Below are 23,018 nucleotides of genomic sequence, written 5' to 3' on the forward strand. Positions count from 1 at the left end.
CTAGCTATTTTTATGATGAGAAAATTCAATTAAATCCTGCATCTTTTTCCTGGCTGCCCCACTTGCGAGAACATCCCGTGCCTTTTCAATCCCTTCGGCAAGCGATGCGGTGATTCCCGCCACGTAAATGGCTGCGCCTGCATTCAATAAAACAATGTCTCTTGCGGGACCAGGTTGATTATCCAGCACAGCGAGCAGCATTTCTTTGGCATGGATTAGATCGGTTACTTTAATCGTTTCAATCGGTGCACTGGCAATCCCAAAATCCTCCGGCTGGATGGTATATTCATAAATTTCACCCTGCTTCAGCTCACCTACTCTGGTTTCCCCGGTAATCGTGATCTCATCCAGACCATCATAACCGTGCACCACCATGACATGATGGCTACCCAGCCGTTGTAGCACCCGCGTAATAATGCTGACCAGCTTCGCATCAAAGACGCCTAATAGCTGATTTCTGGCACCGGCAGGGTTAGTTAGTGGCCCCAGAATATTGAATAGGGTGCGTACCCCCAGCTCTCGCCGCACCGGAGCAGCATGCTTCATGGCATGATGAAAATTAGGCGCAAACATGAAGCCGACACCGATGTGGTCAATTGACTGAGCAATTTGCTGAGGCGTTTGATCCAGATTGATTCCGATTGCTTCGAGCACATCCGCACTGCCTGATTTGCTCGATACTGAGCGCCCGCCGTGTTTGGCCACCTGTGCCCCGGCGGCGGCGGCAACAAAAGCCGAGGCAGTAGAAACATTGAAGGTATGGGAAGTATCGCCCCCCGTTCCACAGGTATCCACTAAATGAGTCAAATCCGACACATCAACCCGTGCAGCAAATTCACGCATCACCTGTGCGGCGGCAGCAATTTCTTCGATGCTCTCTTTTTTTACCCGCAGCCCGGTGATAATGGCCGCAATTAAGGCAGGAGATAACTCGCCTGCCATAATTTTGCGCATCAGCGCCAGCATGTCATCGTATGGAATTTCGCGCTGCTCAATCAGGCGAGTGAGTATTGCTTGTGGACTCACAGATTAACCAGCTCTATGAAAGGCGTTATTTCTTGCTTCCGAACCACCCACCAGAAAATTCTGTAGTAATTCATGACCCTGTTCACTCAGAATTGACTCAGGATGAAACTGCACCCCCTCGATCGGCAGCGTCTTATGGCGCACCCCCATGATTTCCCCATCTTCCGTCCAGGCGGTAATCTCGAGACAATCCGGCAAACTTTCACGTTCAATCACGAGAGAATGATAACGCGTGGCCACAAACGGATTAGGCAAACCGCGAAATACCCCGACATCATGGTGAAAAATCTGTGAGGTTTTACCATGCATGAGCTGTTTGGCGTGAACGATGCGGCCACCGAATGCCTGGCCAATACTCTGGTGACCCAGACATACCCCGAGTGTTGGCACCTGTCCTGCGTAATCTTTAAGCAACGACAAAGAAATACCGGCTTCATTCGGCGTACAAGGCCCCGGGGAAATGACAATTCTGTCAGGATGAAGCTGTTTAATGCGCTCCAGCGTTATTTCATCATTACGGAAAACCTCGACTTCTTCACCGAGCTCACCCAGATATTGCACCAGGTTATAGGTAAAGGAATCGTAATTGTCGATCATTAGCAGCATATAGAAGCTATGTTTTTGAATAATTTAATTACCGATTAAAATAATATAGTTTGATACCCGCTACAATACCCACTTTTTTGATGATTCTCGGCTCCAGTAATCGACTCCGGTAATCTGAAAATGCGTAAAAGATTGTTATTATCCACTATTATGGCTTCGTTATAAACACCAGATAAAACCAAATCAAATGATTAAAGGGTTGTAGTAGAAGATTAGCTTATTAAAAATGGAGTCAAAACTTATTCAACTCTTTTTAAAATATAGCTCGGTCATTTTGCTAAAATCAGTCATTTTGACATGAAATCAATATATCCAGCATTGCTTATTTCTCTTTTAATAAGCTCAATGGTTCATGCTCAAAACTATGAGCAATTTGTTGGAACATTGCGGGCAGGCTTCAGGCAGATTTCATATAGCGGCAAGCTACAAGGTTGTGAGATAAATTTTGAAACATCTACACAAGATTTTGCTTATCGAGCAGGTAAACCGATAATCGCTGTTGGTAGCATAGCTTTATATATTGAGCCGTTCGGGATGATGCTAAAACTAGGTGTTGCTGATGTATTGAATAGCAATATTGTAGAAGCACCCTATTACGCATTTATAAAAACCTCAAATGGTACTACTGCTGGCAGTATATACGAGTCCCATGAAGCAGATAATAAAGGCTATCGCTTGTTTGTTCCTCAAATTAATAATACAACATTGGCCGTGATTATAGATATTGTTAGCGGTGAAAACCCAACTATAGGCTTCAATCGTAGTAAAAATGGAATGGATGTCCTTCTTCCTATAGATTTGGCTGTCAAAGATACCTCGATCGGTGGTAATGGAAGCTTAAAGCATACCTATTCACAAGATACTATTAATGAGTTCAGAAAATGTGTATATGATATTTTTTCAATGCTTGAAGAATCACCAGCAGAATCTAATTAATTTTGCTAATTGATCATTTTCAGTAAAAAAATACTCAGAAAGCGGCTTTATGATGAAATCTGACTTATTCAGAGATTGGTTTGAATAAGAACTACCAAATAACGTCATTGAAATTCTCTCTTCGGCCATAAGCTAATCAGTCAATATCACCCAATATCCCTCCAATATCCTGCCTAATCTGAAAAAACCATTTTCATTATCTCGAGAACTATATTTTGTTCTATTTAAGATGATATACAGCGAGCAAATCTGAAAAACATAACAACTTCGCTGCAGCTAATGCCAGGAGCATTAATAATATACAGTTCCATATAAATAAATTATTAAGTAAAAAGCGCATGGATAGCTCATTAGAATTGATTGCTCTCTCATTTTTTGTAACCATTATTGGAGTAATGTTCATTGGGAGCTACTTATGCTCTAAAGCAGGCTATCCATTTGGACGTATCTTAACTAATTCGTTATTGATGGTTTATTATTCTTTTTTTGCCTTATCATTCGTATTTGTTTCTTGGAGTACTTTTGATCTGCCAGAAGATATGCTACCAATAATATTTCCCGTAACAGTATTTGGCTTATTTTATTTGCTAAAAAACAAATATAAAGATAGCCAAAAAATTTTTTTTGCTCCGGGTTCACAACGTAATGAAGGAACACATACAAAGGTATTTCAATGTCCAGAATGTGCGCAAAAACTTAGAGTATCTATGCCGCCATCGACGGCAATATGGAAATGTCCATCCTGTAACACACGTTATAAGCTAAGTCAGGATGCCAACGGCTTTTTATACGTTTACTTAATAAACAATAGCGATGACGAAGAGAGCGAACTAACCCTCAGCATTTCTAAATGCTACACGATTCTTGGGGTTCGGTTGGATGCAACTCCTTCCGACATAAGATGGGCCTATAAAAGGAAAATTAAGGAATATCATCCCGATAAAGTATCTACTCTTGATGTTGAAATACGAGACCTTGCGGAAAGAAAATCAAAAGAAATTATTGGTGCTTATAGAATGCTTAAAGAGTATGGGCTTGCTGAGTAACTTGCCTGTAAAAATTAGAACTTAATCTGGCGTATGCAAAAATAAAATAAGATAAACGCTGATAATTGCCCTCATTGTAATGACCTCTTTTGGTCAAATAAAATAAAACATCCCTTGCTGCAATAACCTCAATAACTCTATTTCACTTCTTCATTTAATAATTATCACTTCTTTCAGAAGTAATAATTTTTTGCTGTAAATTCCAAAAGCATGGAAGATATATGAAAACTATATAATTACTAGTCAAGCTTGATTTTTGTCGGCAATCATCAGGAAGAATACCTATGAAGCTTTTAGATTCTATTGAAATCCGTGGGAGAGAAGAGAAACGTATCGAGCTCTATCAGGGCGACCTGACGGACCTATCACCAGCCGAAGAATTCGATCTTCTGGTCGTTTCAGCCTTTCCGAATGACTACACCCCCACCCCTTCCTCGTTGATTGGAGCTCTATATCAAAAGGGCTTATCAGTAGAAGCATTATCCATCATAAAAGATATTGACCTACGGGAGAATTTTTCCTGTTGGCTATCGAGGGAGTTCTCAACTCAAGATCCAAGACTCCAATTTAGACGAATCCTGTGCTTCGAGCCGCTTGTTCGAGGCTCACTGCCTGAACTTGTTGGGGACATCTTCCGCGCACTCACGCCTATAGTGGCGGAACGGGAGGATATAAAGACAATTGCCATACCTGTGGTTGCATCTGGAGATCAAAGCTATTCCGTGCGAGAGATGTTGAATCCGCTATTGGAAGCTGCGCTCCATTGGCTAGAGATCGGTCTGCCACTGGATCGCATTAAGATGGTCACTCGATCGGATACTCAAGTATTGGATGCGCTACAGCTCTTCTCAGAGAAGAAGGCCGAATACCTGTCACAAGGTAATTTAATCCAAAGTGATAAATTAAACCTACATAATAAAATAATCCAAGGTGATAAAGTCATCCGCTCACATGATAAATTAACCCTACGTAATGAAATAATCCAAGGTGGTAAATTACTCACAGGTGATTTAATTGAGAAAGCGCTTCGCGACGAATACGATGTGTTCATCAGCTACTCCCGAAATAATGCAAATGACAGTGAGGCATTTGAGAAAGCACTGCGCGAGTTGCGTCCGGGCATCAGGATATTTGTGGATCGCAAGGCATTGAATATTGGCTCAGCATGGCAGCCCGAAATCTTTGAAACTCTCGACAAATGCCGTAAGGTGGTTGCTTTACTGTCGCCAGACTACTTGAGTTCAAAAGTGTGCAAGGAGGAGTTTAACATTGCCTGGATAAGAAGCCGCGAAACTGACGAGAATATTATCTTTCCTGTCTACCTCTACACGACGCAGCTTCCGACCTACATGAAATACCGAAACTACTTTGATTGCCGTGAAGGGGACAGATCAAAGATAAGGGAAGCATCGATGGAGCTTTTGAATACACTTACTGGAGCTTAACCATTCATATATCTGGCACATTGAACTGGATAGCACATACGTCTCTCCCTAAAAATAAATTTTGCGCCATCTCACCGCTTGGCTTGGCTTGGATCAAATAAATTAATTAAGCGAAGCGCCCCTCTGCAGCCAAGTCAGGTAGACCAGGTAGTGTTCCGCTGAATTTGTTCTGCCCACGGACGTGCCACAAAACCATTCTTCTGTATATTCATTTATGGCCACACGTATCATAAATGTACTTCATGCATCATATAATTGGCTGACCCCTTTTTCTGGAACATGCTACTAGTGAGATAGCCAGGGTTAGTTATGCTAACAATATCATTTTAACAATATTCTTATGGCCTATGAGTCAAGTAAAATTCATAACCATACACGCGTCACGTTCCAAATCAATCGTAACTATAACTATTACCTACAGGAAAAAACATGAGTCATCTTATCAAGCATACTGGCTGGCTGATCTTAGCCATTCTAGGTGCCTTTTCTTTTGGCGTGATTGCCCTGCAGCAAGGCGAATCTATTAACGCGATCTGGATTGTGATCGCAGCAGTTTGTGTCCACCTGATCGGCTATCGCTATTACAGCCTGTTTATTTCACGGCGCGTATTAGGGCTGGATGCTGAGCGCATCACGCCTGCGCATAAATTTAATGATGGGCTGGATTATGTGCCGACCAATAAGTATGTGTTGTTTGGCCATCATTTTGCTGCGATTGCTGGTGCCGGGCCGTTGGTTGGACCGATTCTGGCTGCCCAGATGGGTTATTTACCCGGTTTGCTGTGGTTGTTGATCGGTGTGGTGGTAGCCGGTGCCGTTCAGGATTTCGTGGTGTTATTCATGTCGATGCGGCGCGATGGCCGCTCGCTCGGCGATATGATCAAATCTGAGCTTGGGCCTGTTCCGGGTATGATCGCACTGGTTGGTACCTTTTTTATCATGCTGATTCTGCTGGCGGTATTGGCGTTGATTGTGGTCAAGGCGCTGGCAGAGTCACCTTGGGGCACTTTTACCGTAGCGGCGACTATTCCGATTGCGTTCTTCATGGGGATTTATGCGCGCTATCTTCGCCCGGGACAGATCGGTGAGGTGTCCTTGCTCGGCTTTATTCTGCTCATGCTTGCGATCGTCGGCGGTCAATCGATTCAGGAAAATCCTGAGCTGGCCGCCTGGTTTACCTTTAATGGGATTCAGCTTACCTTTATGTTGATTGCGTATGGTGCCATCGCTTCGGTATTGCCGGTCTGGCTGTTGTTGGCGCCGCGTGATTATCTGTCGACTTTCCTGAAGATCGGCACGATTGTCGGGTTAGCTGTGGGCGTGCTGATTATTTCTCCCGAGCTTAAAATGCCGGCCTTCACCCAGTTTGTCGATGGGACGGGCCCGGTCTGGTCTGGCAGCTTGTTTCCGTTCCTGTTTATCACCATCGCATGCGGTGCGGTCTCCGGTTTTCACTCGTTGATTTCATCCGGTACCACACCGAAAATGATTAAAAATGAGCAGGACGCGCGTTTCATTGGCTACGGCGCCATGCTGATGGAGTCATTTGTCGCAATTATGGCACTGGTTGCGGCTTCCATTATCGAACCCGGGATCTATTTTGCCATGAATAGCCCTGCGGCGTTAATCGGCACCACCGCCGAGTCTGCTGCGCATACCATTTCGCAATGGGGCTTTTATCTTACGCCGGAGATGTTGACTCAAACGGCCAAGGATGTGGGGGAACATACCATCATCTCCCGTACCGGCGGCGCCCCTACTCTGGCTGTCGGCATGGCGCAAATTCTGTCCAACTTTATCGGTGGACAGGCAATGATGGCATTCTGGTATCACTTCGCGATTCTGTTTGAAGCGCTCTTTATCCTGACCGCAGTCGATGCAGGTACCCGGGCGGGACGATTCATGCTGCAGGATCTGCTCGGTACCTTTGTCCCTGCGATGAAACGCACTGACTCCATTTCCGCCAATCTCATTGCTACCACGTTATGTGTCAGTGGCTGGGGATATTTTCTCTACCAGGGGGTGATCGATCCCTTAGGCGGCATTAATACCTTGTGGCCGCTGTTCGGCATTACCAATCAGATGCTCGCCTGTATTGCGCTCATTTTGTGTACCTGCATCCTGTTCAAAATGCAACGCGACCGGTATGCCTGGATCACCATTGTGCCGACTGTTTGGATTGCCTGCACCACCTTAACAGCTGCCTGGCATAAGATATTTGATGAGAATCCCCGTATTGGTTTTCTCGCTCATGCGACCTCATACGAGGAAGCGCTCAGTGCAGGCAATCTGCTTGCGCCCGCGAAATCGGCTTCTCAGATGCAGCAGGTGATTTTCAATGATTATCTGGATGCGGGGCTTGCTGCGATGTTCATGTGCATATTGCTCAGCATGCTGTTTTTTGGTTTGAGAGCGGTATTGCTGGCACGCAGAGCCGTGCGCGTCGAACTCTCTCCTGTCAATCCTTATTAATGGCTACCACTTACTCAATAGAGGTGTTTCATCATGTTACATAAAGTTATCCGCGCAGCGAGTTACTTAGGACAAAGCCTGCGCTTAATGATCGGTGTACCTGAATACGACGTATATGTTGCGCATATGAGAGAAGCGCATCCTGATAAGGCCATCATGTCTTATGAAGCATTCTTCCGTGAGCGACAAGAAGCACGGTACGGTGGCAAAATCAGCCGCTGTTGTTGACCTCGCGATTAATGAAAACCGGGCGTCTTACCCGACTCAGGCATGAGATAGGTGAGACGCTTCTTAAATTTAATTGCTTCAAACATGCATAACAGTATGATCGGTTTTCTACCGAAGATACTTGGGCATACTGCTATTTGTGGCTTCCCAATTTTTTTAATATATGATGGGTAATGTTATTGGCAAGCTCCTGTTCATCCAGGAATACCCTCCCGGCATTTTCTTTTTGTAGTCGGGCCGCATCTTCTGCATCATGCGTGCTGATCAGGATCTCAACCTGAGGATTCAGGATATGGGTTGTTTCGACCATTTGTTGTATCCGCAATGCATCCGCAGCGGTGATGATCAATACACTGGCACGTGAAATATGCGCCTGGATCAGGACAGCCGGTTCAACCGCATCACCCGCCACAGCGTGAATGCCTTCCCTCCGTAAGCGTTCGACGATTTCCCGGTTATGATCTGCGACTACAAAATGAATTTCTTCCTTGGTCAGCGTTTCACCGACACGCTTTCCCACAGCCCCATAACCCACAATCACGACATGATTCGTTACGTAATTGGAGGCAACCGCCATCGGCAATTCTGCCAACGGATCCATTGAATGCTCCAGCCTGCGGGCAAGACGGGAGCGCGCACGGATCCAGTTCTGGATGGGCTCAGCTGTTTGAAAGACCAGCGGGTTAAGCGTAATTGAAATAAAGGCACCCGCTAATATCAGGCTGTATCCTTCCGGCGGGAGCAGGCCTATCGTCAGACCGAGTGAAGCAAGAATAAATGAAAGCTCTCCAATTTGCGCAAGGCTGACCGATACAGTAAGGGCTGTGTTGAGCGGGTAGTGAAACAGGAGCACCAGTATGAAGGCGACCAGTGATTTTCCCAGCAAAATGATCGCAACGACAATGAGCACGTGCAGCGGCTCTTCGGTCAGAATATGCGGATCAAACAACATTCCCACTGAGACGAAAAACAGCACCGAAAAAGCGTCTCTGAGCGGTAGAGATTCCTGCGCTGCTCGATGACTTAAACTCGACTCTCGCATTACCATACCGGAGAAGAACGCACCTAACGCAAAGGACACATCAAACAGGATCGCCGCACCATACGCAATCCCTACTGCCACGGCGATGACGCATAGCGTGAACAGCTCATTCGATTTGGTGCTGGCAACATGCCAGAGCAGCCAGGGAAACAGTCTTTTCCCTACGATGAGCATGAATCCGATGAATATTGACACTTTAGCCAAGGTGAGGATAAGTGTTATAACTAATTTTGTGCCATCGACTGCACTGTTGTCGCTGATTAGCCCGACAGAAAGCGGAGGCAGCAATACGAGAGCCAGCACAACGACTAAATCTTCAACAATGAGCCAGCCGACTGCTATTCTGCCATTAATCGATTTAAGCTGACCATGCTGCTCGAGCGCACGCAGTAGTACGACCGTGCTGGCTACCGAGAGTGCCAAACCGAATACAATACCTCCCCCTATGCTCCAACCCCAACTTATCGCAATGGTAGCGCCCAGCGCGGTTGCCACTGCTATCTGTGCAATTGCGCCTGGTAATGCAATGCGTCGAACAGCCAGCAGATCATCTAACGAAAAATGCAAACCCACACCAAACATCAATAGGATGACACCGATTTCTGCCAGTTGATTGGATAATTCGATATCGGCTACAAATCCGGGCGAATAAGGACCGATGATCATGCCCGCCAACAGATAGCCTACCAAAACAGGCAGCTTCAAGCGTTGGGCAATGATTCCCATAATCAACGCCAGGCCAAGACTGACCGCAATCGTTGTAATTAGAATTGTGCTGTGTGGCATTCCGCAAAAAATGGATGGTTTTATTTATGCTAGCAATCAGAGCCGAATGCTTCAGCCCATTACTAGAATAATGTAACATGCCTGAATAATTCCATTTCTAAATTAAAACTGACTTTGTCAGCTAAACTTTGCTTGCTGCCTTGCCGTATGATTGATACTGTCTGCGGCTGGCTCGCCTTCGCGTCATGTTTGATTGGGAGATGGAATAACAGGCAATAAGATGCCTTTGGCCAGGGAACGCCATAGGGAGTGAGCATTTAATTTGGTAAATGCTTCAGCTCATCACACTATTACTGATACTCTGTTTAAGATGATGCTTGTCTGCTTTAGATCAAAGCTGACACTCTAGAAAATCATTCTGCAATTTGTAGCGGTATTTCTAATCATGCTGCACCGGCTCAGCTATAGTTACCGCATAACAGGAGAAGGATGGTTTTAATCGTTCGCTGCCAGATTTACCAAAATTTGGGGCAGTCAAAATAATCAACTTTTATGAATATAATTAATATAAGTTGCTGCCATCATGACAACAAAAAGCACCAGTGACAGCGCAATACGGATTGTTAATGATTTGACCATACGTGTGCCCTGCCCATTATCTTTCACCATATAATAAAGTGCGGATCCAAGGCTGTAAAGTATTATCAGCAATAGTAAAATAGCAAAGATCTTCAATTTTTATTCCTATAATGGTTGGAATTTAATTAAGTGACCATCAAGCTTAAGTACTCGATGACTTTAAGTATTTCATGTTGTTTTGTTGGCGATTCGGCTTATATATTGTAACTGATTACCATGACATATGATTGATCCAGTAATTTTTAGATAGGTTCCCGATATTTTGCTAATAACTTCAAATTTTTTCAGAATAATATGTTGAGCAGGCACAACATAGTCGAGCTTCCGCCTGCTATTCTTCTAATGGGACCGACAGCTAGCGGAAAATCGAATGTGGCAATGGAAATAGCCCAATATTTTCCGGTTGAAATCATCAGCGTGGATTCAGCTCAGGTTTATCGGAAAATGAATATCGGCAGCGCCAAGCCTGATCAATATGATTTGGCCGCAGTCCCCCATCATCTGATTGATTTAATTAATCCAGACGAGCATTATTCTGCCGCACAATTTTGCAAAGATGCACTCACAAAAATGGATGAAATCACGGCAAGAGGGAACATTCCATTATTAGTGGGTGGCACCATGCTTTATTTCAAAGCCTTAAAAGAAGGCCTCTCTACACTTCCCTCCGCAAATGAAAGTATTCGCAAAGAAATTGAAATAACCGCTGCTAAAAAAGGCTGGCCAGAAATGCATCATAGATTGAAGCAGTTTGATCCAATCTCTGCAGAACGCATTAAACCTCATGATAGCCAACGCATTCAACGTGCACTGGAAGTATACTATCTCACAGATAGACCCATGTCAGATATCCTATCACAACAGCAAAGCACCCCGCTTCCCTATCACTTGATCAGCATGGCGCTTCTGCCAGCCGATCGAAAAATTCTGCATGAGCGCATTCTTATCCGTTTTGAAAAAATGATCGCAATGGGCTTGATTGATGAGGTTCGCACGATCCGTGATCAATTTTGTGTCAAGGCAGAAACGCCCTCCATGCGTTGTGTCGGCTATCGGCAGGTATATATGTATCTGGACAATCTCATTAGTCGCACTACAATGATGGATATGGGAATTGCAGCTACGCGACAATTAGCCAAACGTCAATTGACCTGGTTACGGGCAATGACAGGATTACAGGAATTTGACTGTCTTGCTGAAAATTTACCCCGGCAAGTAATCGCGTACTTGCAAACCAGAGATCTAGCAATTCATTGACGCGCAAGATGCTCTTTCCCCTACTAACTAAATTTAGGCTAACTTTAACTTTGAGGAGACAATATGGAAATACGCCATAAGTTATGGATACTAATTGCAATACTTTTTAGCATGGTCATGCTATCAGGTTGTGGTAATTCAGAAAGAGTGCATGAATCCTGGGTGGTGCCCCCTGAAGGACAGCAATACGATGATAATGCCATTCTTAACAATATTAAAGCAAGGCTATCCGATCATGCCGATACAAAAAATCTGGCTCTCAATATTGATGTCAAAAACGGCGAAGTCTCTTTAAATGGTCTGGTTGATAATCAGGCCCAAGCTGATCAGGTCATTATGCAAACATGGTTGGTGGAAGGAGTTAAAAAGGTGAACAACCAATTGCGCACGAAGGACAGTCAATCAACGGCAAACCAATAAACGGCCCAATAAACGCTAGCTATTCTAGCTATATGAGAAATAATAAAAATGATACTGGTTACCCCGGGAAGATCCGGGGTTTATTTAATACAGCATAGATTACCGCTGGTTGTTAAATTCCGCGCAACAATTCGTTAATACCTGTTTTGGAGCGAGTTTTAGCATCAACCTGTTTTACAATCACCGCGCAATAAAGGCTATATTGCCTGTTCTCTGCAGGCAGGCTTCCTGATACGACAACTGAACCCGGCGGTATGCGGCCATAGCTGATCTCCCCCGTTTCACGGTTGTATATCTTCGTACTCTGGCCAATATAAACCCCCATTGAAATGACTGAATTTTCCCCGACAGTCACCCCTTCCACAATTTCAGAGCGTGCACCGATAAAACAATTATCTTCTATGATCGTGGGATTGGCCTGCACCGGTTCCAGTACACCCCCAATTCCCACTCCCCCCGATAAATGCACATTCTTACCAATCTGAGCACAAGAACCCACCGTGGCCCACGTATCCACCATGGTACCCTCATCCACATAAGCGCCAATATTCACATACGAAGGCATCAGCACCACATTATTGGCGATAAATGAACCTCGACGAACTGCCGCAGGTGGCACTACCCGAAAGCCACCATCACGAAAATCTCTAGAACTATAATCTGCAAATTTCGATGGAATCTTGTCAAAGTAATTGGAGAAACCTCCTTTTATGAAACTGTTATCTTCTATCCGGAAAGATAACAATACTGCTTTTTTGATCCACTGGTGAGTCACCCACTCAGCACCAATTTTTTCAGCCACACGCAACTTACCAGTGTCCAGCAGATTAATGACTTGTGCAATTGACTCTTTGAGGTTGGCTTCGACATTACGTGGGGTAATCTCGGCACGCCGCTCAAAAGCTTCTTCAATTATGGCTTGCAATTGTTCCATGCTATTCCTTAACGTTTAATCAATTCAGATACAACAATCTTTTATTCTTTCCATTGCTTCCATACATTCAGCGAGGGGTGCGACCAAGGCGATGCGTACGAAACTTTCGCCTGGATTCACACCATGAGCCTCACGTGCAAGGTAGCTGCCCGGCAAAACATTGACATTATAATCGCGATATAACTTTTGCGTGAATTCAACATCGCTGATGGGTGTTTTTAGCCATAAATAGAAAGCCGCATCGGGCATCACAACCGGCAGATGTTCTGCCAGGATAGTCATGGCCTGACTGAATTTTTCCCGATACATGCGCCGGTTTTCGATCACATGCTGCTCATCGGCCCAGGCTACTTTACTGGCCGCCTGTACCGCTGGATTCATGGCACTGCCATGATAAGTGCGATAAAGCAAAAATTTTTTCAGAATAGCCGCATCGCCTGCCACAAAACCGGAGCGCATTCCAGGCACGTTGGAACGCTTGGATAAACTACTGAACACCACTAACCGGGGAAAGCCATCTCGACCCAACTGACGGGCAGCTTCCAACGCGCCTAACGGAGGATCATCCTCATCAAAATAAATCTCCGAATAACATTCATCCGAGGCAATGATAAAGCCATAACGATCCGATAGCGCAAATAACTGTTGCCATTCCTCCATGGTCATGACCCTGCCGGTCGGATTGCTGGGCGAACAAACATAGACAAGCTGCGTACGTGACCAGACATCCGTCGTTAGTTGCGCAAAGTCCAAGACAAAATTATTCTTAGCCAGCGTATTGAGAAAATAAGGCGTTGCTCCCGCTAATAAGGCCGCCCCTTCGTAAATCTGATAAAAAGGATTGGAACACACTACCACCGGAGGTTGTGCGCTATGGATATCAACCACAGCTTGGGCAAATGAAAACAAAGCTTCACGACTGCCATTGACCGGAATCACTTCGGTATCCGGATCAAGCGCGGTCAATCGATAGCGTCGCATCAGCCAGGTGGCAATGCTCGCGCGTAGCCACTTGGCACCCAGGGTCGTGGGATAATGCGCCAATCCGTCCAGATTATGAATGAGTTCCTGGCAAATGAAATCAGGGGTAGGATGTTTAGGCTCACCAATATGCAAATGAATGGGCTTGAGCAATGGATTAGGCGTGATTCCATCCAATAATTTGGAAAGTTTCTGGAAAGGATAAGGCTGCAGATTGTTCAGCGTTGGATTCATTTTGCTCTGTTAATGGTAAAGCTAAAAGTAGTCAGTATAAGCGAGCACAAGTTTCTCTCATACTCCCTACACTAAAACTCTGGTAAATTTTTAGCAAACTCAGGCTTTTTGCAAGCCTTAGTTGTTTGATGAAAATCGTTTATTATAAAAGGCAATCCTAATGTTGACCAAGCAAAAAAATATTGTACCCATCATAGCTTTACTCATTGGTGCGGCTTTCTGGGGCGTAGCGTGGTATCCCTTTCGTTTACTCGAACTGTCTGGAATCAGGGGAGAAGCTTCTACCACTCTCACTTACTTTATTGCGTTATTAGTTGGGCTTGTGTTATTCCACAAACAAATTCGAACATTCAATTTCTGGGATAAAGCAGTTTATTTACTCATCTGGATTGGTGTATGTTCGGGTTTGGCGAACATGGCCTACATTCTGGGAATCATTCATGGTGAGGTCATGCGAGTTTTACTTCTGTTTTATCTGGCGCCATTATGGACAATTCTATTTGCACGGGTTCTACTGAGTGAAAAATTGGGTCTACCTGGCTACTGGGTTGCTCTGCTGTCCGTAACCGGCGCAATAACCATGCTATGGCAACCGGAAAATGGTTTTCCTTTTCCCACATCATTTGGTGACTGGATGGGATTGTCAGGTGGCATTATGTTTGCCCTGGCCAACGTACTGGTTCGTAAAAATCAAGCGCACAATATTCAATTAAAATCAATGGCGATCTGGCTGGGTGTCACGTTAATTGGATTTTCTGCATCCTGGAAAATGGAATCTCTCCCGTTCATCTCTGACATCTCTACAGATATCTGGTTACTTTTGCTGGCGCTCGGGTTAACGATCTTCTTGCTGAGTATAATATTGCAATACGGTTTAACCCATATTCCGGCAAATCAGGCTATTGTCATTATGTTATTCGAGCTGATTGTTGCTGCCATTGCATCCTATTTTCTTGCAAATGAGACTATGACGCCCAAAGAGTGGATAGGTGGTTTAATGATTATCTCGGCAAGTCTTTTTTCCGCACATATTAGTTATGAAGACCCTATATCTCAGTAGTCATGCTATCAGCCAGCATGCTGACACACTTATCGGTTGTTAGCCTGTTAGGGGAAAACTGTCATACAGCGATTTCCTTCAATACATCAGGACGACGCTCGGCAATAGCAATCAGTGTTTCAGCTGCGCCACTGGGTTGACGGCGGCCTTGTTCCCATTCCTGAAGGGTTCTTACTGACACACCCAATAATTTGGCAAATTCAGCTTGCGAAAGACCCGATTTCTTGCGTGCAGAAATAACGGGGGACATCACCACGTGACCTTTTCTGGCAACCATTTGCTTTACTGATTTAAGTAATTCAGCTTCCATATCCCTGCTGTTTTCCCAGGCTTCTAGCTCTTCATCTGTCAAAGGTTTTTTCGATTTCATGCTTGATTTCCTTTAGAGTTTTAGCGCTAATAGAATCTAGTTTGCTTTTTGCATAGATAAAGACTAACCAGATTTCACCATTAGCCAAATGATTAAAATAAATGATGCGTAACCACTGGATTTTCCAGAATCTGAACGGCTCCAGCGAACTTTTCGCATACCACCTGAGCCTTTGATGACATCACCTGTATCTGGGTTCTGGGTCATGTAAGTGATGAATTCATAGTATTCTTGCTCCGTCCAGTAATGCGACCAGAGACGTTCAAGTTCTTCTGTTCCAACGATGGTAAGCATAGCAAAATTATCCGTCATTGACGGGTAATTTCAAGCTAAATGACGGGGTGTTATATGTGATAAGAAAAGGTAAGAGCAATATTCAAAACAATGGCTATTTATTTGGATTTTGCATCATAAAAATGGTAGATAACAACCATTTACAGCCATCCAGCCTTCTTGAACCGAATATAAAGGCCGACACAGGCCGAGCAGATAGCTAGCAGCGCGATGAGATAGCCATATTCCCATTCCAGTTCGGGCATGTGCTCGAAATTCATTCCCCAAATTCCGGCTAAGGCTGTAGCCGCAGCGAAAATTCCACCCCATGCCGCCAGCCGCTTGCTCACATCATTGTATTCAATAGCCACGATAGAGAGATTGACCTGGATGGCCGTGCTGATGGTATCGCGAATCGTGTCGATCGAGGCGTCAATCCGAAGCAAGTGATCATAGACATCCCGGAAGTAATCCCGGCTATTGTGGCACACTGCCGGGCCACGGCTGCCAGACAACTTGCCAGCTACTTCCATGAGCGGAGCTACAGCGTGTTTCAGTACCATGACCTTTCGCTTGAGTCCATAGAGACGCTCAATATTCGTACGAGCAGCTGCCTTGGAAAAAATCTGCTCTTCGATTTCTTCCAGTTCTGATTCAAGATGGTCGATTATGGGGAAATAGCGGTCCACCACTGCATCCATCAGGGCATACAGCACAAAGGCAGGCCCTTGCTTTAGAAGATGGGGTTCTTGTTCACAGCGTTTACGTACACCCAGAAAATGGCGCTGGCTTTGGTTCCTGACCGAAAGAACATAGTTATGTCCAACAAAGATGTGCATTTCTCCAAGGCAGCTTTCCCCGTTATCAAGCTCAAGCAGATGCATTACCACGAAAAGGGATTCGCCATATTCTTCCAGCTTAGGACGCTGATGACCGTGACGCGCATCTTCTACCGCAAGTTCATGGAGATTGAATTCTTCCTTCATCCTGCTCAGTTCTTCAAGCGTTGCATCCTGCAGCGCAACCCAGACAAAACATTCCGGTCGCTTCAGGTAGTCACTGATTTCCTCTACATTGAGATCAGCCACCCGCTTACCGTTTTCATAAGCTACACAATTAATGAGCACAATTGAATCCTTAACCTTCAGTCAGTTTTGATTTAGAAATGGGTACTTATTTGATCTGGCAAATAAATGATATCGCCGGTAAAAACTTCTCTTGGCCACTTCAACCACTATGAGATAGGTTATCACCATCACTGCCAGAATAAAATAGAACCGGGCAGGCGGGGGAACAAAGCCAAAGTATGTCCCCACAGGAGTAAATGGAATGGTCACAGCTAACACCACAACTGTGAGGGAAGTCGCGACCAGGATGGGGTGGGCACGGCTTTTGAGCGGATTGCCACGCGTGCGAATAATGAAGATTACCAGCACCTGGGTGCAGAGGGATTCGATAAACCAGCCAGTTTGAAATAATGCTTCATCTGCCTCGAGTAATGTGAGCATGATATAGAAGGTCAGGAAATCAAACACTGAGCTGATAGGCCCGATCACCAGCATGTAATTTCGTATAAAGTTTATATCCAACTCCCTCGGTTTTCGGAGTTCTTCAGCATCTACTTTATCCAGGGGAATCGGCACTTCAGACAAATCATACAAAATATTGTTGAGCAATATTTGAGTCGGAAGCATCGGCAGGAAAGGCAGGAATAGGGCTGCACCGGCCATGCTAAACATGTTACCGAAGTTGGAGCTGGTGCCCATCATGATGTACTTCATTATATTGCCAAAGGTACGCCGGCCTTCCAATACGCCAGCATGGATGACATTCAGGTCATGATTCAGCAGAATCATGTCGGCCGCTTCCTTGGCGACATCAACAGCCGAATCAACCGATAGGCCTACGTCTGCTGAGTGAAGTGGTGGCGCATCATTAATGCCGTCTCCCAGATAACCTACTACATGACCACGGGCTTTTAGCGCCAGGATCACCCGCTCTTTTTGAGAGGGATTAACCCGGCAAAACAAATTAGTACTTTCCACTTTAACACGTAAAGCTGAATCATCCATTTGTGCAATCTCCCTACCCGTCAATATTCCTGTGATTGGAATGTTTAGCTGAGTACAGATATGCTGTGTCACAAGCTCACTATCACCCGTAACAATCTTCACCGTGACCTCACTTTTCTGCAGAGCAGATAGAGCATGACTTGCGCTTGCTTTGGGAGGATCAAGAAAGCAAGCAAAACCTGCAAATACGAGTCCCGCTTCATCGCTAAGCACGGCATGAGGATGATTTAATGGAACTTCGCGCCAGGCAATACCTAATACACGAAAGCCCTCTTTCTCAAAAGCAGCAAGCCTTTCGTATATCTGTTCCCGGGAGGACTGGTCCAGGGCTGTCTGGATTTTATTACCCCGTGTTTCATAGCAAGCACAAAGACCCATGATTTCTTCAGGCGCGCCCTTGACTACCAGCAACCGGCTTGCACCGTTGTCCACCAGGACTGAAACACGCCGTCTTTCAAAATCGAAGGGGATTTCATCGATTTTCTTCCAGACGTCCACATCAATATTCTTGTGATCAAGAATCGCCTCATCAAGCGGACTTTTTAGTCCTGTTTCAAAGAAGCTATTGAGATAGGCGAGTTCTAGTACCCGTTCACTGCTATTACCTTGTGGGTCGACATGCTGCTGGAGTACGATTCTTGCTTCAGTCAGCGTGCCCGTCTTATCCGTACAAAGGATATCCATTGATCCCAGATTCTGAATGGAAGCAAGACGCTTGACGATGACTTGTTTCCTGGCCATGGAAATGGCCCCTCGTGCCAAAGTTACCGACACGACCATGGGCAAAAGTTCCGGAGTCAGCCCCACCGCAAGTGCCACTGCAAATAGAAAGGATTCCAGCAGTGGCTTATGCATGAGCGCATTCACCAGCAAGACAAACAGAACCAGCAGAATAGTCAGACGCAGAATAAGCAGACCAAACCGGTGGGTACTCATCTCGAAAGAGGTGGGGGGAGGGTGGCGAGTAATACTATCAGCGATGGCCCCGATCGCGGTACTGGCGCCTGTTTTGACTGCCAGTATTTTGGCACTGCCACTGACTACAGGCGTGCCCATAAACACAGCGTGAGTGGCACTTTGTAGATCAGTGCTATCGGATGCAAGCGGACCGGGTCTTTTTTCTATTGGATAGGATTCACCTGTCAGTAATGCTTGCTTGACGAAAAAATCGTTCGCCTCCAACACAAAACCATCTGCTGGAACGATATCTCCCGCTGAAAGCAAAACAATGTCACCAGGAACGACGTTAACCAGTGGCACTTCCAATGTCTTGTTGTCACGTATCACGACGGCACGCACTGATATGGAACGGCGCAGGCTTTCTGCTGCTTTGCCAGCTCGATACTCCTGAACGAAATCAAGGGTTGCGCTGGATATCACCATCACCATGATAATGACAAAGTTGGTCATTTCCCCGGTAAATGCTGAGATTGCACTGGCGACAAGAAGGAGAATGATCAGTGGATTTTTAAAACGGGAAAGAAACTGTATGAATAAGGGCAGCTCATGGTGATCGCGGAAGATATTAGGGCCATATTTGCTCAGCCGGGAGAGCGCTTCAGCATCAGATAATCCGTTAGAATCAGCGTTCAATTCTCTCTGACATTCTGAGAGAGGCTGGAGCCACCAGGCTTGATTGTCGGAAGCTGCTGCCATCATATCACCTCACTGTTAACTGGTCACTTGGGTAATATTCATAGTACTCTATTTACTGTATGTAATTCCATTTCCAATTTGAATATGACGTGAAGGTAAACCGCAGACAGCACAAAAATGCGGCAAGCTGAAGCCGACAAAACCAGTTTTGATTTAGAATAGGAGATATGCAAGGAAATGATTTTTGCCAGCAATAAAATACTGTGACGGAACAGGAATTTTTAGCGAGGCTCTTCACCCAAGGATCTGATTAAAATAGCTCAATGAAAAATATTCTTCTTCCTATACTCTGCACCTTGTTCTTCACAGCCTGTATCACTAAAGAGAAATTTGTAGATACATTTGATCGCGGAAAAGACTGGACTGAGCTGCAAACTCAATTACCCCCCTATCCCCAGGCTGACAATCTACTGCAATTCAACGTGGGTCCCACCAGTACTCATCGCTACTTCGTAGATGCCCCCTCTATCACGGTAGAAAAAGATGGGGTCATTCGATACAGCCTGGTCGTAAAATCAGCTCAAGGTGCAGAAAATGCTACTTTTGAAGGAATACGCTGTGAAACAAGAGAAAAGAAGCGTTATGCTCTGGGCCGCAATGACAGAACCTGGGTGCAACCGCGTGTTTCCGAATGGGAACTACTCGAAAATGTATCGCAAGATTATGCTCAACGTGAACTTGCTAAATATTACTTCTGTCCACGCGGCCTGATTGTTGGATCGCCAGAGGAAGCTATTCGAGCGCTAAAAGCAGGCGCTCATCCAAATGCGCTTCGATAAAAGCCAGCATAGACTTTATTGACTTTTTTCCTTTTGCTTTTCCATCACTTTATGAAGAGTTGACATCATTTCCATGGGTAATGGAAAGACGATCGTGGAACTCTTCTCACCAGCAATTTCGGTAAGTGTTTGCAGATAACGCAGCAGTAGTGCCTCAGGTTGTTGCGCAAGGACCTGTGCAGCTTCCAATAGACGTTGTGATGCTTGTAATTCACCTTCAGCATGGATAATTTTTGCGCGCCGCTCACGTTCTGCTTCTGCTTGCCTGGCAATTGCCCGAATCATGCTTTCATCAAGATCAACGTGCTTTAATTCAACATTGGCTACCTTGATGCCCCAGGCCACGGTTTGTTCATCCAGAATTTTCTGGATATCATTGTTGAGTTTTTCTCGACTTGCCAGCATCTCATCCAATTCATGCTGACCCAGTACAGAACGTAACGTAGTCTGGGCTAACTGGCTGGTGGCAGCATTGTAATCCTCCACTTGAATGATTGCTCGTTGTGGATCAACCACTCGAAAATATAACACTGCGTTCACTTTTACCGAGACATTGTCGCGCGAGATAACGTCCTGGGTAGGCACATCCATGACAACGGTACGTAAATCCACGCGCACCATCGTCTGAATGACCGGAATAACAATGATCAGGCCTGGTCCTTTAACCCTCCAGAACCGCCCCAATAGAAACACGACACCCCGTTCATATTCACGCAGCACCTTAAACACACTAGCCAGAAAGAAAACGACAAATGCCAGGATCAATATACCTGTTGATGCCACCATATCTATATCCATGCTAATCCTCCCTTGAATTATGCTGATGATAGGGTTCCACTTCCAGCGTCAAACCTTCCATTGCAATCACATTGACTTTCTGTCCATGACGTAATGGCATACTGGTCTTTGCTCGCCACAATTCCCCATGCACCCTGATCCACCCTTCATGCTCGAAATCATCGACCACTTCCCCGATATCCCCTATCAGCTCTTCCCTGCCACTCACGACAGGGCGCTTTCTGGCTTTTATCGCCATGCCTACCACCAAAAGAAAAAATCCTGCTGTCATTAAAGCCACCGTAGCAATCAGCGCAAGGGAAATACCATAACCAGGTATATCCGTCTCTAGCAGCATGATAGAGCCTATGATAAAAGCAATCATACCGCCAATCCCAAGCGCGCCGAAACTGGGTACCAGCATTTCCGCCAGCATAAATACGATACCAAGAAGAATGAGCGCAAGCCCGGCATAATTGATCGGCAATACCTGGAATGCAAACAAGGCCAGTAACAAACAAACTGCACCCACCACGCCGGATATCATGGTGCCTGGATGGGCAAACTCTAATATCAATCCATAGAGACCGATCAGCAGCAAAATATAAGCAATATTGGGATCGGTGATGATGGCCAGCAATCGTGTTCGCCAATCCTGTTCAAGATGCTGGACCTGGATACCTTGAGTTGATAACGTGATTTCTTGCCCTTGTATGGTGAGGGTGTGCCCATCCATCTTACTCAGTAAATCAGGCATATCCACCGCGATCAAATCAATGACCCCTTCGGCCAGTGCTTCATTAGCGGTTAAGCTGGCAGCCTCACGTACCGCTTTTTCTGCCCATTCAGCATTCCGTCCGTGCATCTGAGCAAGGCCACGAATATAGGCCACGGCATCATTCATGATTTTTTTCGTCATGGCATCTTCTGCACTAGCCTGTTCATGCTGGTTATTTTCCGGTTTTTTATCAGATCGGTCAGTATCGCTAGGAAAACCCCCTATTTTCACAGGTGTGGCCGCTCCTAGGGTAGTAGCAGGGGCCATAGCGGCGATATGGCTTGCATAAAGAATATAGGTACCTGCACTGGCTGCACGCGCTCCACTCGGGGCTACATAACTGATAACGGGAACGGGAGAGGCAATGATTTCCTGGATGATCTCGCGCATGGAGGTATCGAGACCACCAGGCGTATTGAGTCGGATGATGACAAGGTGGGCATTCTGTGCTGCCGCCTTAGCAAGGCTGCGTTTGATATAGTCATGACCGGCTGGACCGATGGCACCCTCCATGTCCAACCATAAGGCTGTGTTAACAGCATGTGCTGGTAGCGGACACAACCCGAACGAGAAAAGCAGCAGGATAATACTGAGCTTGATTTTCAACCGGAAAAAAGCCTGCTCAACTTTTCTCTCAGCGCCCATGGGATGATTACCTACTTGACCAGAGCTTACGAAGAGCCTCTCGATTGAGAGCCAGCCATTGCAATGCTATGATCGCGCTGGCTGAAATAATTTTTCCTGAAGCTAATAAGGCTAAGGCTTCATCTACCGTCATTACATGGGCTTTAATATCTTCTCCTTCTTCCATTTTGCCATAGATCCCACCGATATGCGTTGAGTCGACCTTACCACAAAATAACGCGATACGCTCAGTTGTTCCACCTGGACTGACCAGATAATCATACAGAGGAACAAGTTCACAGACATCGCAAGCAGCTTCTTCTACTGCTTCCCTTATCACCACTTCTTCTGCAGATTCATTCGCTTCGATGATGCCGGCTACAATTTCCATCAACCATGGTCCACTGGAGATTGACATGGCACCCACACGGAATTGCTCAATCAAAACAACTTGATCCCTTGCTGGATCGTAGGGAAGAACCGCGGCAGCATGGCCGCGCTCTAACAACTCACGCGTAATAGGTTCACTCCAGCCGCCACTGAACAGACGATGACGCAAGGTATATCGCTCCATACGGAAGAAACCTTGAAAGCACAGCTCTTTTCGTATTATTTCCACTCCCGCTTCTGTCACTTA

The 23,018-nt window shown here is 45.5% G+C and carries 22 protein-coding genes; 9 read left to right on the forward strand and 13 right to left on the reverse strand.

The window, feature by feature from the left end:
• Together trpD and BM283_RS04910 are read right to left on the reverse strand one after the other, a co-directional pair.
• Positions 1-1,026 (reverse strand): anthranilate phosphoribosyltransferase, encoded by a 1,026-nt coding sequence (trpD, locus tag BM283_RS04905; protein ID WP_090690282.1) that lies wholly within the window; start codon positions 1,024-1,026, stop codon positions 1-3.
• Between the two features lie 3 nt (positions 1,027-1,029).
• The gene (locus BM283_RS04910) at positions 1,030-1,632 is read right to left on the reverse strand and encodes an anthranilate synthase component II (protein ID WP_090690285.1); all 603 of its coding nucleotides are present in this window, start codon (positions 1,630-1,632) and stop codon (positions 1,030-1,032) included.
• A gap of 297 nt (positions 1,633-1,929) precedes the next feature.
• Here BM283_RS04910 and BM283_RS04915 point away from each other — a divergent pair, with 297 nt between their 5' ends.
• The 5 genes from BM283_RS04915 to BM283_RS04935 all read left to right on the forward strand — a co-directional run bounded on the left by BM283_RS04915 (position 1,930) and on the right by BM283_RS04935 (position 7,759).
• On the forward strand, positions 1,930-2,568 hold the full coding sequence (locus BM283_RS04915; RefSeq protein ID WP_090690288.1) for a hypothetical protein: 639 nt from the start codon (positions 1,930-1,932) through the stop codon (positions 2,566-2,568).
• A 338-nt stretch (positions 2,569-2,906) separates the two neighbouring features.
• Complete coding sequence (locus BM283_RS04920; RefSeq protein WP_139225192.1) at positions 2,907-3,614, forward strand: J domain-containing protein; 708 nt, start codon at positions 2,907-2,909, stop codon at positions 3,612-3,614.
• Positions 3,615-3,898: 284 nt separating this feature from the next.
• Positions 3,899-5,059, forward strand: coding sequence for a toll/interleukin-1 receptor domain-containing protein (locus tag BM283_RS04925; RefSeq protein WP_090690293.1), 1,161 nt, complete (start codon positions 3,899-3,901; stop codon positions 5,057-5,059).
• 429 nt (positions 5,060-5,488) lie between these two features.
• The gene (locus BM283_RS04930; protein WP_090690295.1) at positions 5,489-7,531 is read left to right on the forward strand and encodes a carbon starvation CstA family protein; all 2,043 of its coding nucleotides are present in this window, start codon (positions 5,489-5,491) and stop codon (positions 7,529-7,531) included.
• A 33-nt stretch (positions 7,532-7,564) separates the two neighbouring features.
• Entirely contained in the window at positions 7,565-7,759 is a 195-nt protein-coding gene (locus BM283_RS04935; RefSeq protein WP_046849069.1) for a YbdD/YjiX family protein, read from the forward strand.
• Between the two features lie 133 nt (positions 7,760-7,892).
• Here the strand turns inward: BM283_RS04935 and ybaL are convergent, their stop codons facing one another.
• Entirely contained in the window at positions 7,893-9,587 is a 1,695-nt protein-coding gene (gene ybaL, locus BM283_RS04940; RefSeq protein ID WP_090690298.1) for a cation:proton antiporter domain-containing protein, read from the reverse strand.
• A 483-nt stretch (positions 9,588-10,070) separates the two neighbouring features.
• Positions 10,071-10,262, reverse strand: coding sequence for a twin transmembrane helix small protein (locus BM283_RS04950; RefSeq protein WP_090690302.1), 192 nt, complete (start codon positions 10,260-10,262; stop codon positions 10,071-10,073).
• A 198-nt stretch (positions 10,263-10,460) separates the two neighbouring features.
• Here BM283_RS04950 and miaA point away from each other — a divergent pair, with 198 nt between their 5' ends.
• On the forward strand, positions 10,461-11,423 hold the full coding sequence (gene miaA / locus BM283_RS04955; protein WP_090690306.1) for a tRNA (adenosine(37)-N6)-dimethylallyltransferase MiaA: 963 nt from the start codon (positions 10,461-10,463) through the stop codon (positions 11,421-11,423).
• Positions 11,424-11,486: 63 nt separating this feature from the next.
• Positions 11,487-11,843, forward strand: coding sequence for a BON domain-containing protein (locus BM283_RS04960; RefSeq protein WP_090690307.1), 357 nt, complete (start codon positions 11,487-11,489; stop codon positions 11,841-11,843).
• 112 nt (positions 11,844-11,955) lie between these two features.
• Here the strand turns inward: BM283_RS04960 and dapD are convergent, their stop codons facing one another.
• Both dapD and dapC read right to left on the reverse strand, forming a co-directional pair.
• Positions 11,956-12,777 carry a 2,3,4,5-tetrahydropyridine-2,6-dicarboxylate N-succinyltransferase gene (dapD, locus tag BM283_RS04965; protein WP_090690310.1) on the reverse strand — a complete coding sequence of 274 codons (822 nt, stop codon included), beginning with the start codon at positions 12,775-12,777 and terminating at the stop codon, positions 11,956-11,958.
• Positions 12,778-12,801: 24 nt separating this feature from the next.
• The gene (gene dapC, locus BM283_RS04970; RefSeq protein ID WP_090690313.1) at positions 12,802-13,992 is read right to left on the reverse strand and encodes a succinyldiaminopimelate transaminase; all 1,191 of its coding nucleotides are present in this window, start codon (positions 13,990-13,992) and stop codon (positions 12,802-12,804) included.
• A 160-nt stretch (positions 13,993-14,152) separates the two neighbouring features.
• Here dapC and BM283_RS04975 point away from each other — a divergent pair, with 160 nt between their 5' ends.
• On the forward strand, positions 14,153-15,052 hold the full coding sequence (locus BM283_RS04975) for a DMT family transporter (RefSeq protein ID WP_090690315.1): 900 nt from the start codon (positions 14,153-14,155) through the stop codon (positions 15,050-15,052).
• 61 nt (positions 15,053-15,113) lie between these two features.
• Here the strand turns inward: BM283_RS04975 and BM283_RS04980 are convergent, their stop codons facing one another.
• The 4 genes from BM283_RS04980 to mgtA form a co-directional block, all read right to left on the reverse strand.
• Positions 15,114-15,422: a helix-turn-helix domain-containing protein gene (locus BM283_RS04980; RefSeq protein ID WP_090690317.1), complete on the reverse strand. Its 309-nt coding sequence runs from the start codon at positions 15,420-15,422 to the stop codon at positions 15,114-15,116.
• A gap of 63 nt (positions 15,423-15,485) precedes the next feature.
• A complete protein-coding gene (locus BM283_RS04985) occupies positions 15,486-15,716 on the reverse strand; it encodes a hypothetical protein (protein ID WP_254776175.1) in 231 nt (76 codons plus the stop codon).
• Between the two features lie 140 nt (positions 15,717-15,856).
• On the reverse strand, positions 15,857-16,822 hold the full coding sequence (gene corA, locus BM283_RS04990) for a magnesium/cobalt transporter CorA (protein ID WP_090690320.1): 966 nt from the start codon (positions 16,820-16,822) through the stop codon (positions 15,857-15,859).
• Between the two features lie 21 nt (positions 16,823-16,843).
• The gene (gene mgtA, locus BM283_RS04995; RefSeq protein ID WP_090690374.1) at positions 16,844-19,423 is read right to left on the reverse strand and encodes a magnesium-translocating P-type ATPase; all 2,580 of its coding nucleotides are present in this window, start codon (positions 19,421-19,423) and stop codon (positions 16,844-16,846) included.
• A gap of 263 nt (positions 19,424-19,686) precedes the next feature.
• On the opposite strand from mgtA, the gene BM283_RS05000 reads away from it, so the two are divergent.
• On the forward strand, positions 19,687-20,202 hold the full coding sequence (locus tag BM283_RS05000; protein WP_090690322.1) for a CNP1-like family protein: 516 nt from the start codon (positions 19,687-19,689) through the stop codon (positions 20,200-20,202).
• Between the two features lie 15 nt (positions 20,203-20,217).
• Here the strand turns inward: BM283_RS05000 and BM283_RS05005 are convergent, their stop codons facing one another.
• From BM283_RS05005 to BM283_RS05015, 3 genes are read right to left on the reverse strand one after another with little or no spacing between them, the layout of a single operon-like run.
• Positions 20,218-20,988, reverse strand: a complete 771-nt coding sequence (locus tag BM283_RS05005) for a slipin family protein (protein ID WP_090690377.1) — start codon at positions 20,986-20,988, stop codon at positions 20,218-20,220.
• A 13-nt stretch (positions 20,989-21,001) separates the two neighbouring features.
• On the reverse strand, positions 21,002-22,402 hold the full coding sequence (locus BM283_RS05010) for an NfeD family protein (protein WP_090690324.1): 1,401 nt from the start codon (positions 22,400-22,402) through the stop codon (positions 21,002-21,004).
• Positions 22,403-22,409: 7 nt separating this feature from the next.
• The gene (locus BM283_RS05015; protein WP_254776177.1) at positions 22,410-23,015 is read right to left on the reverse strand and encodes an NUDIX domain-containing protein; all 606 of its coding nucleotides are present in this window, start codon (positions 23,013-23,015) and stop codon (positions 22,410-22,412) included.
• Positions 23,016-23,018 lie beyond the last annotated feature (3 nt).

It is taken from the genome of Nitrosomonas sp. Nm34 (assembly GCF_900113925.1).
GTDB lineage: Bacteria > Pseudomonadota > Gammaproteobacteria > Burkholderiales > Nitrosomonadaceae > Nitrosomonas.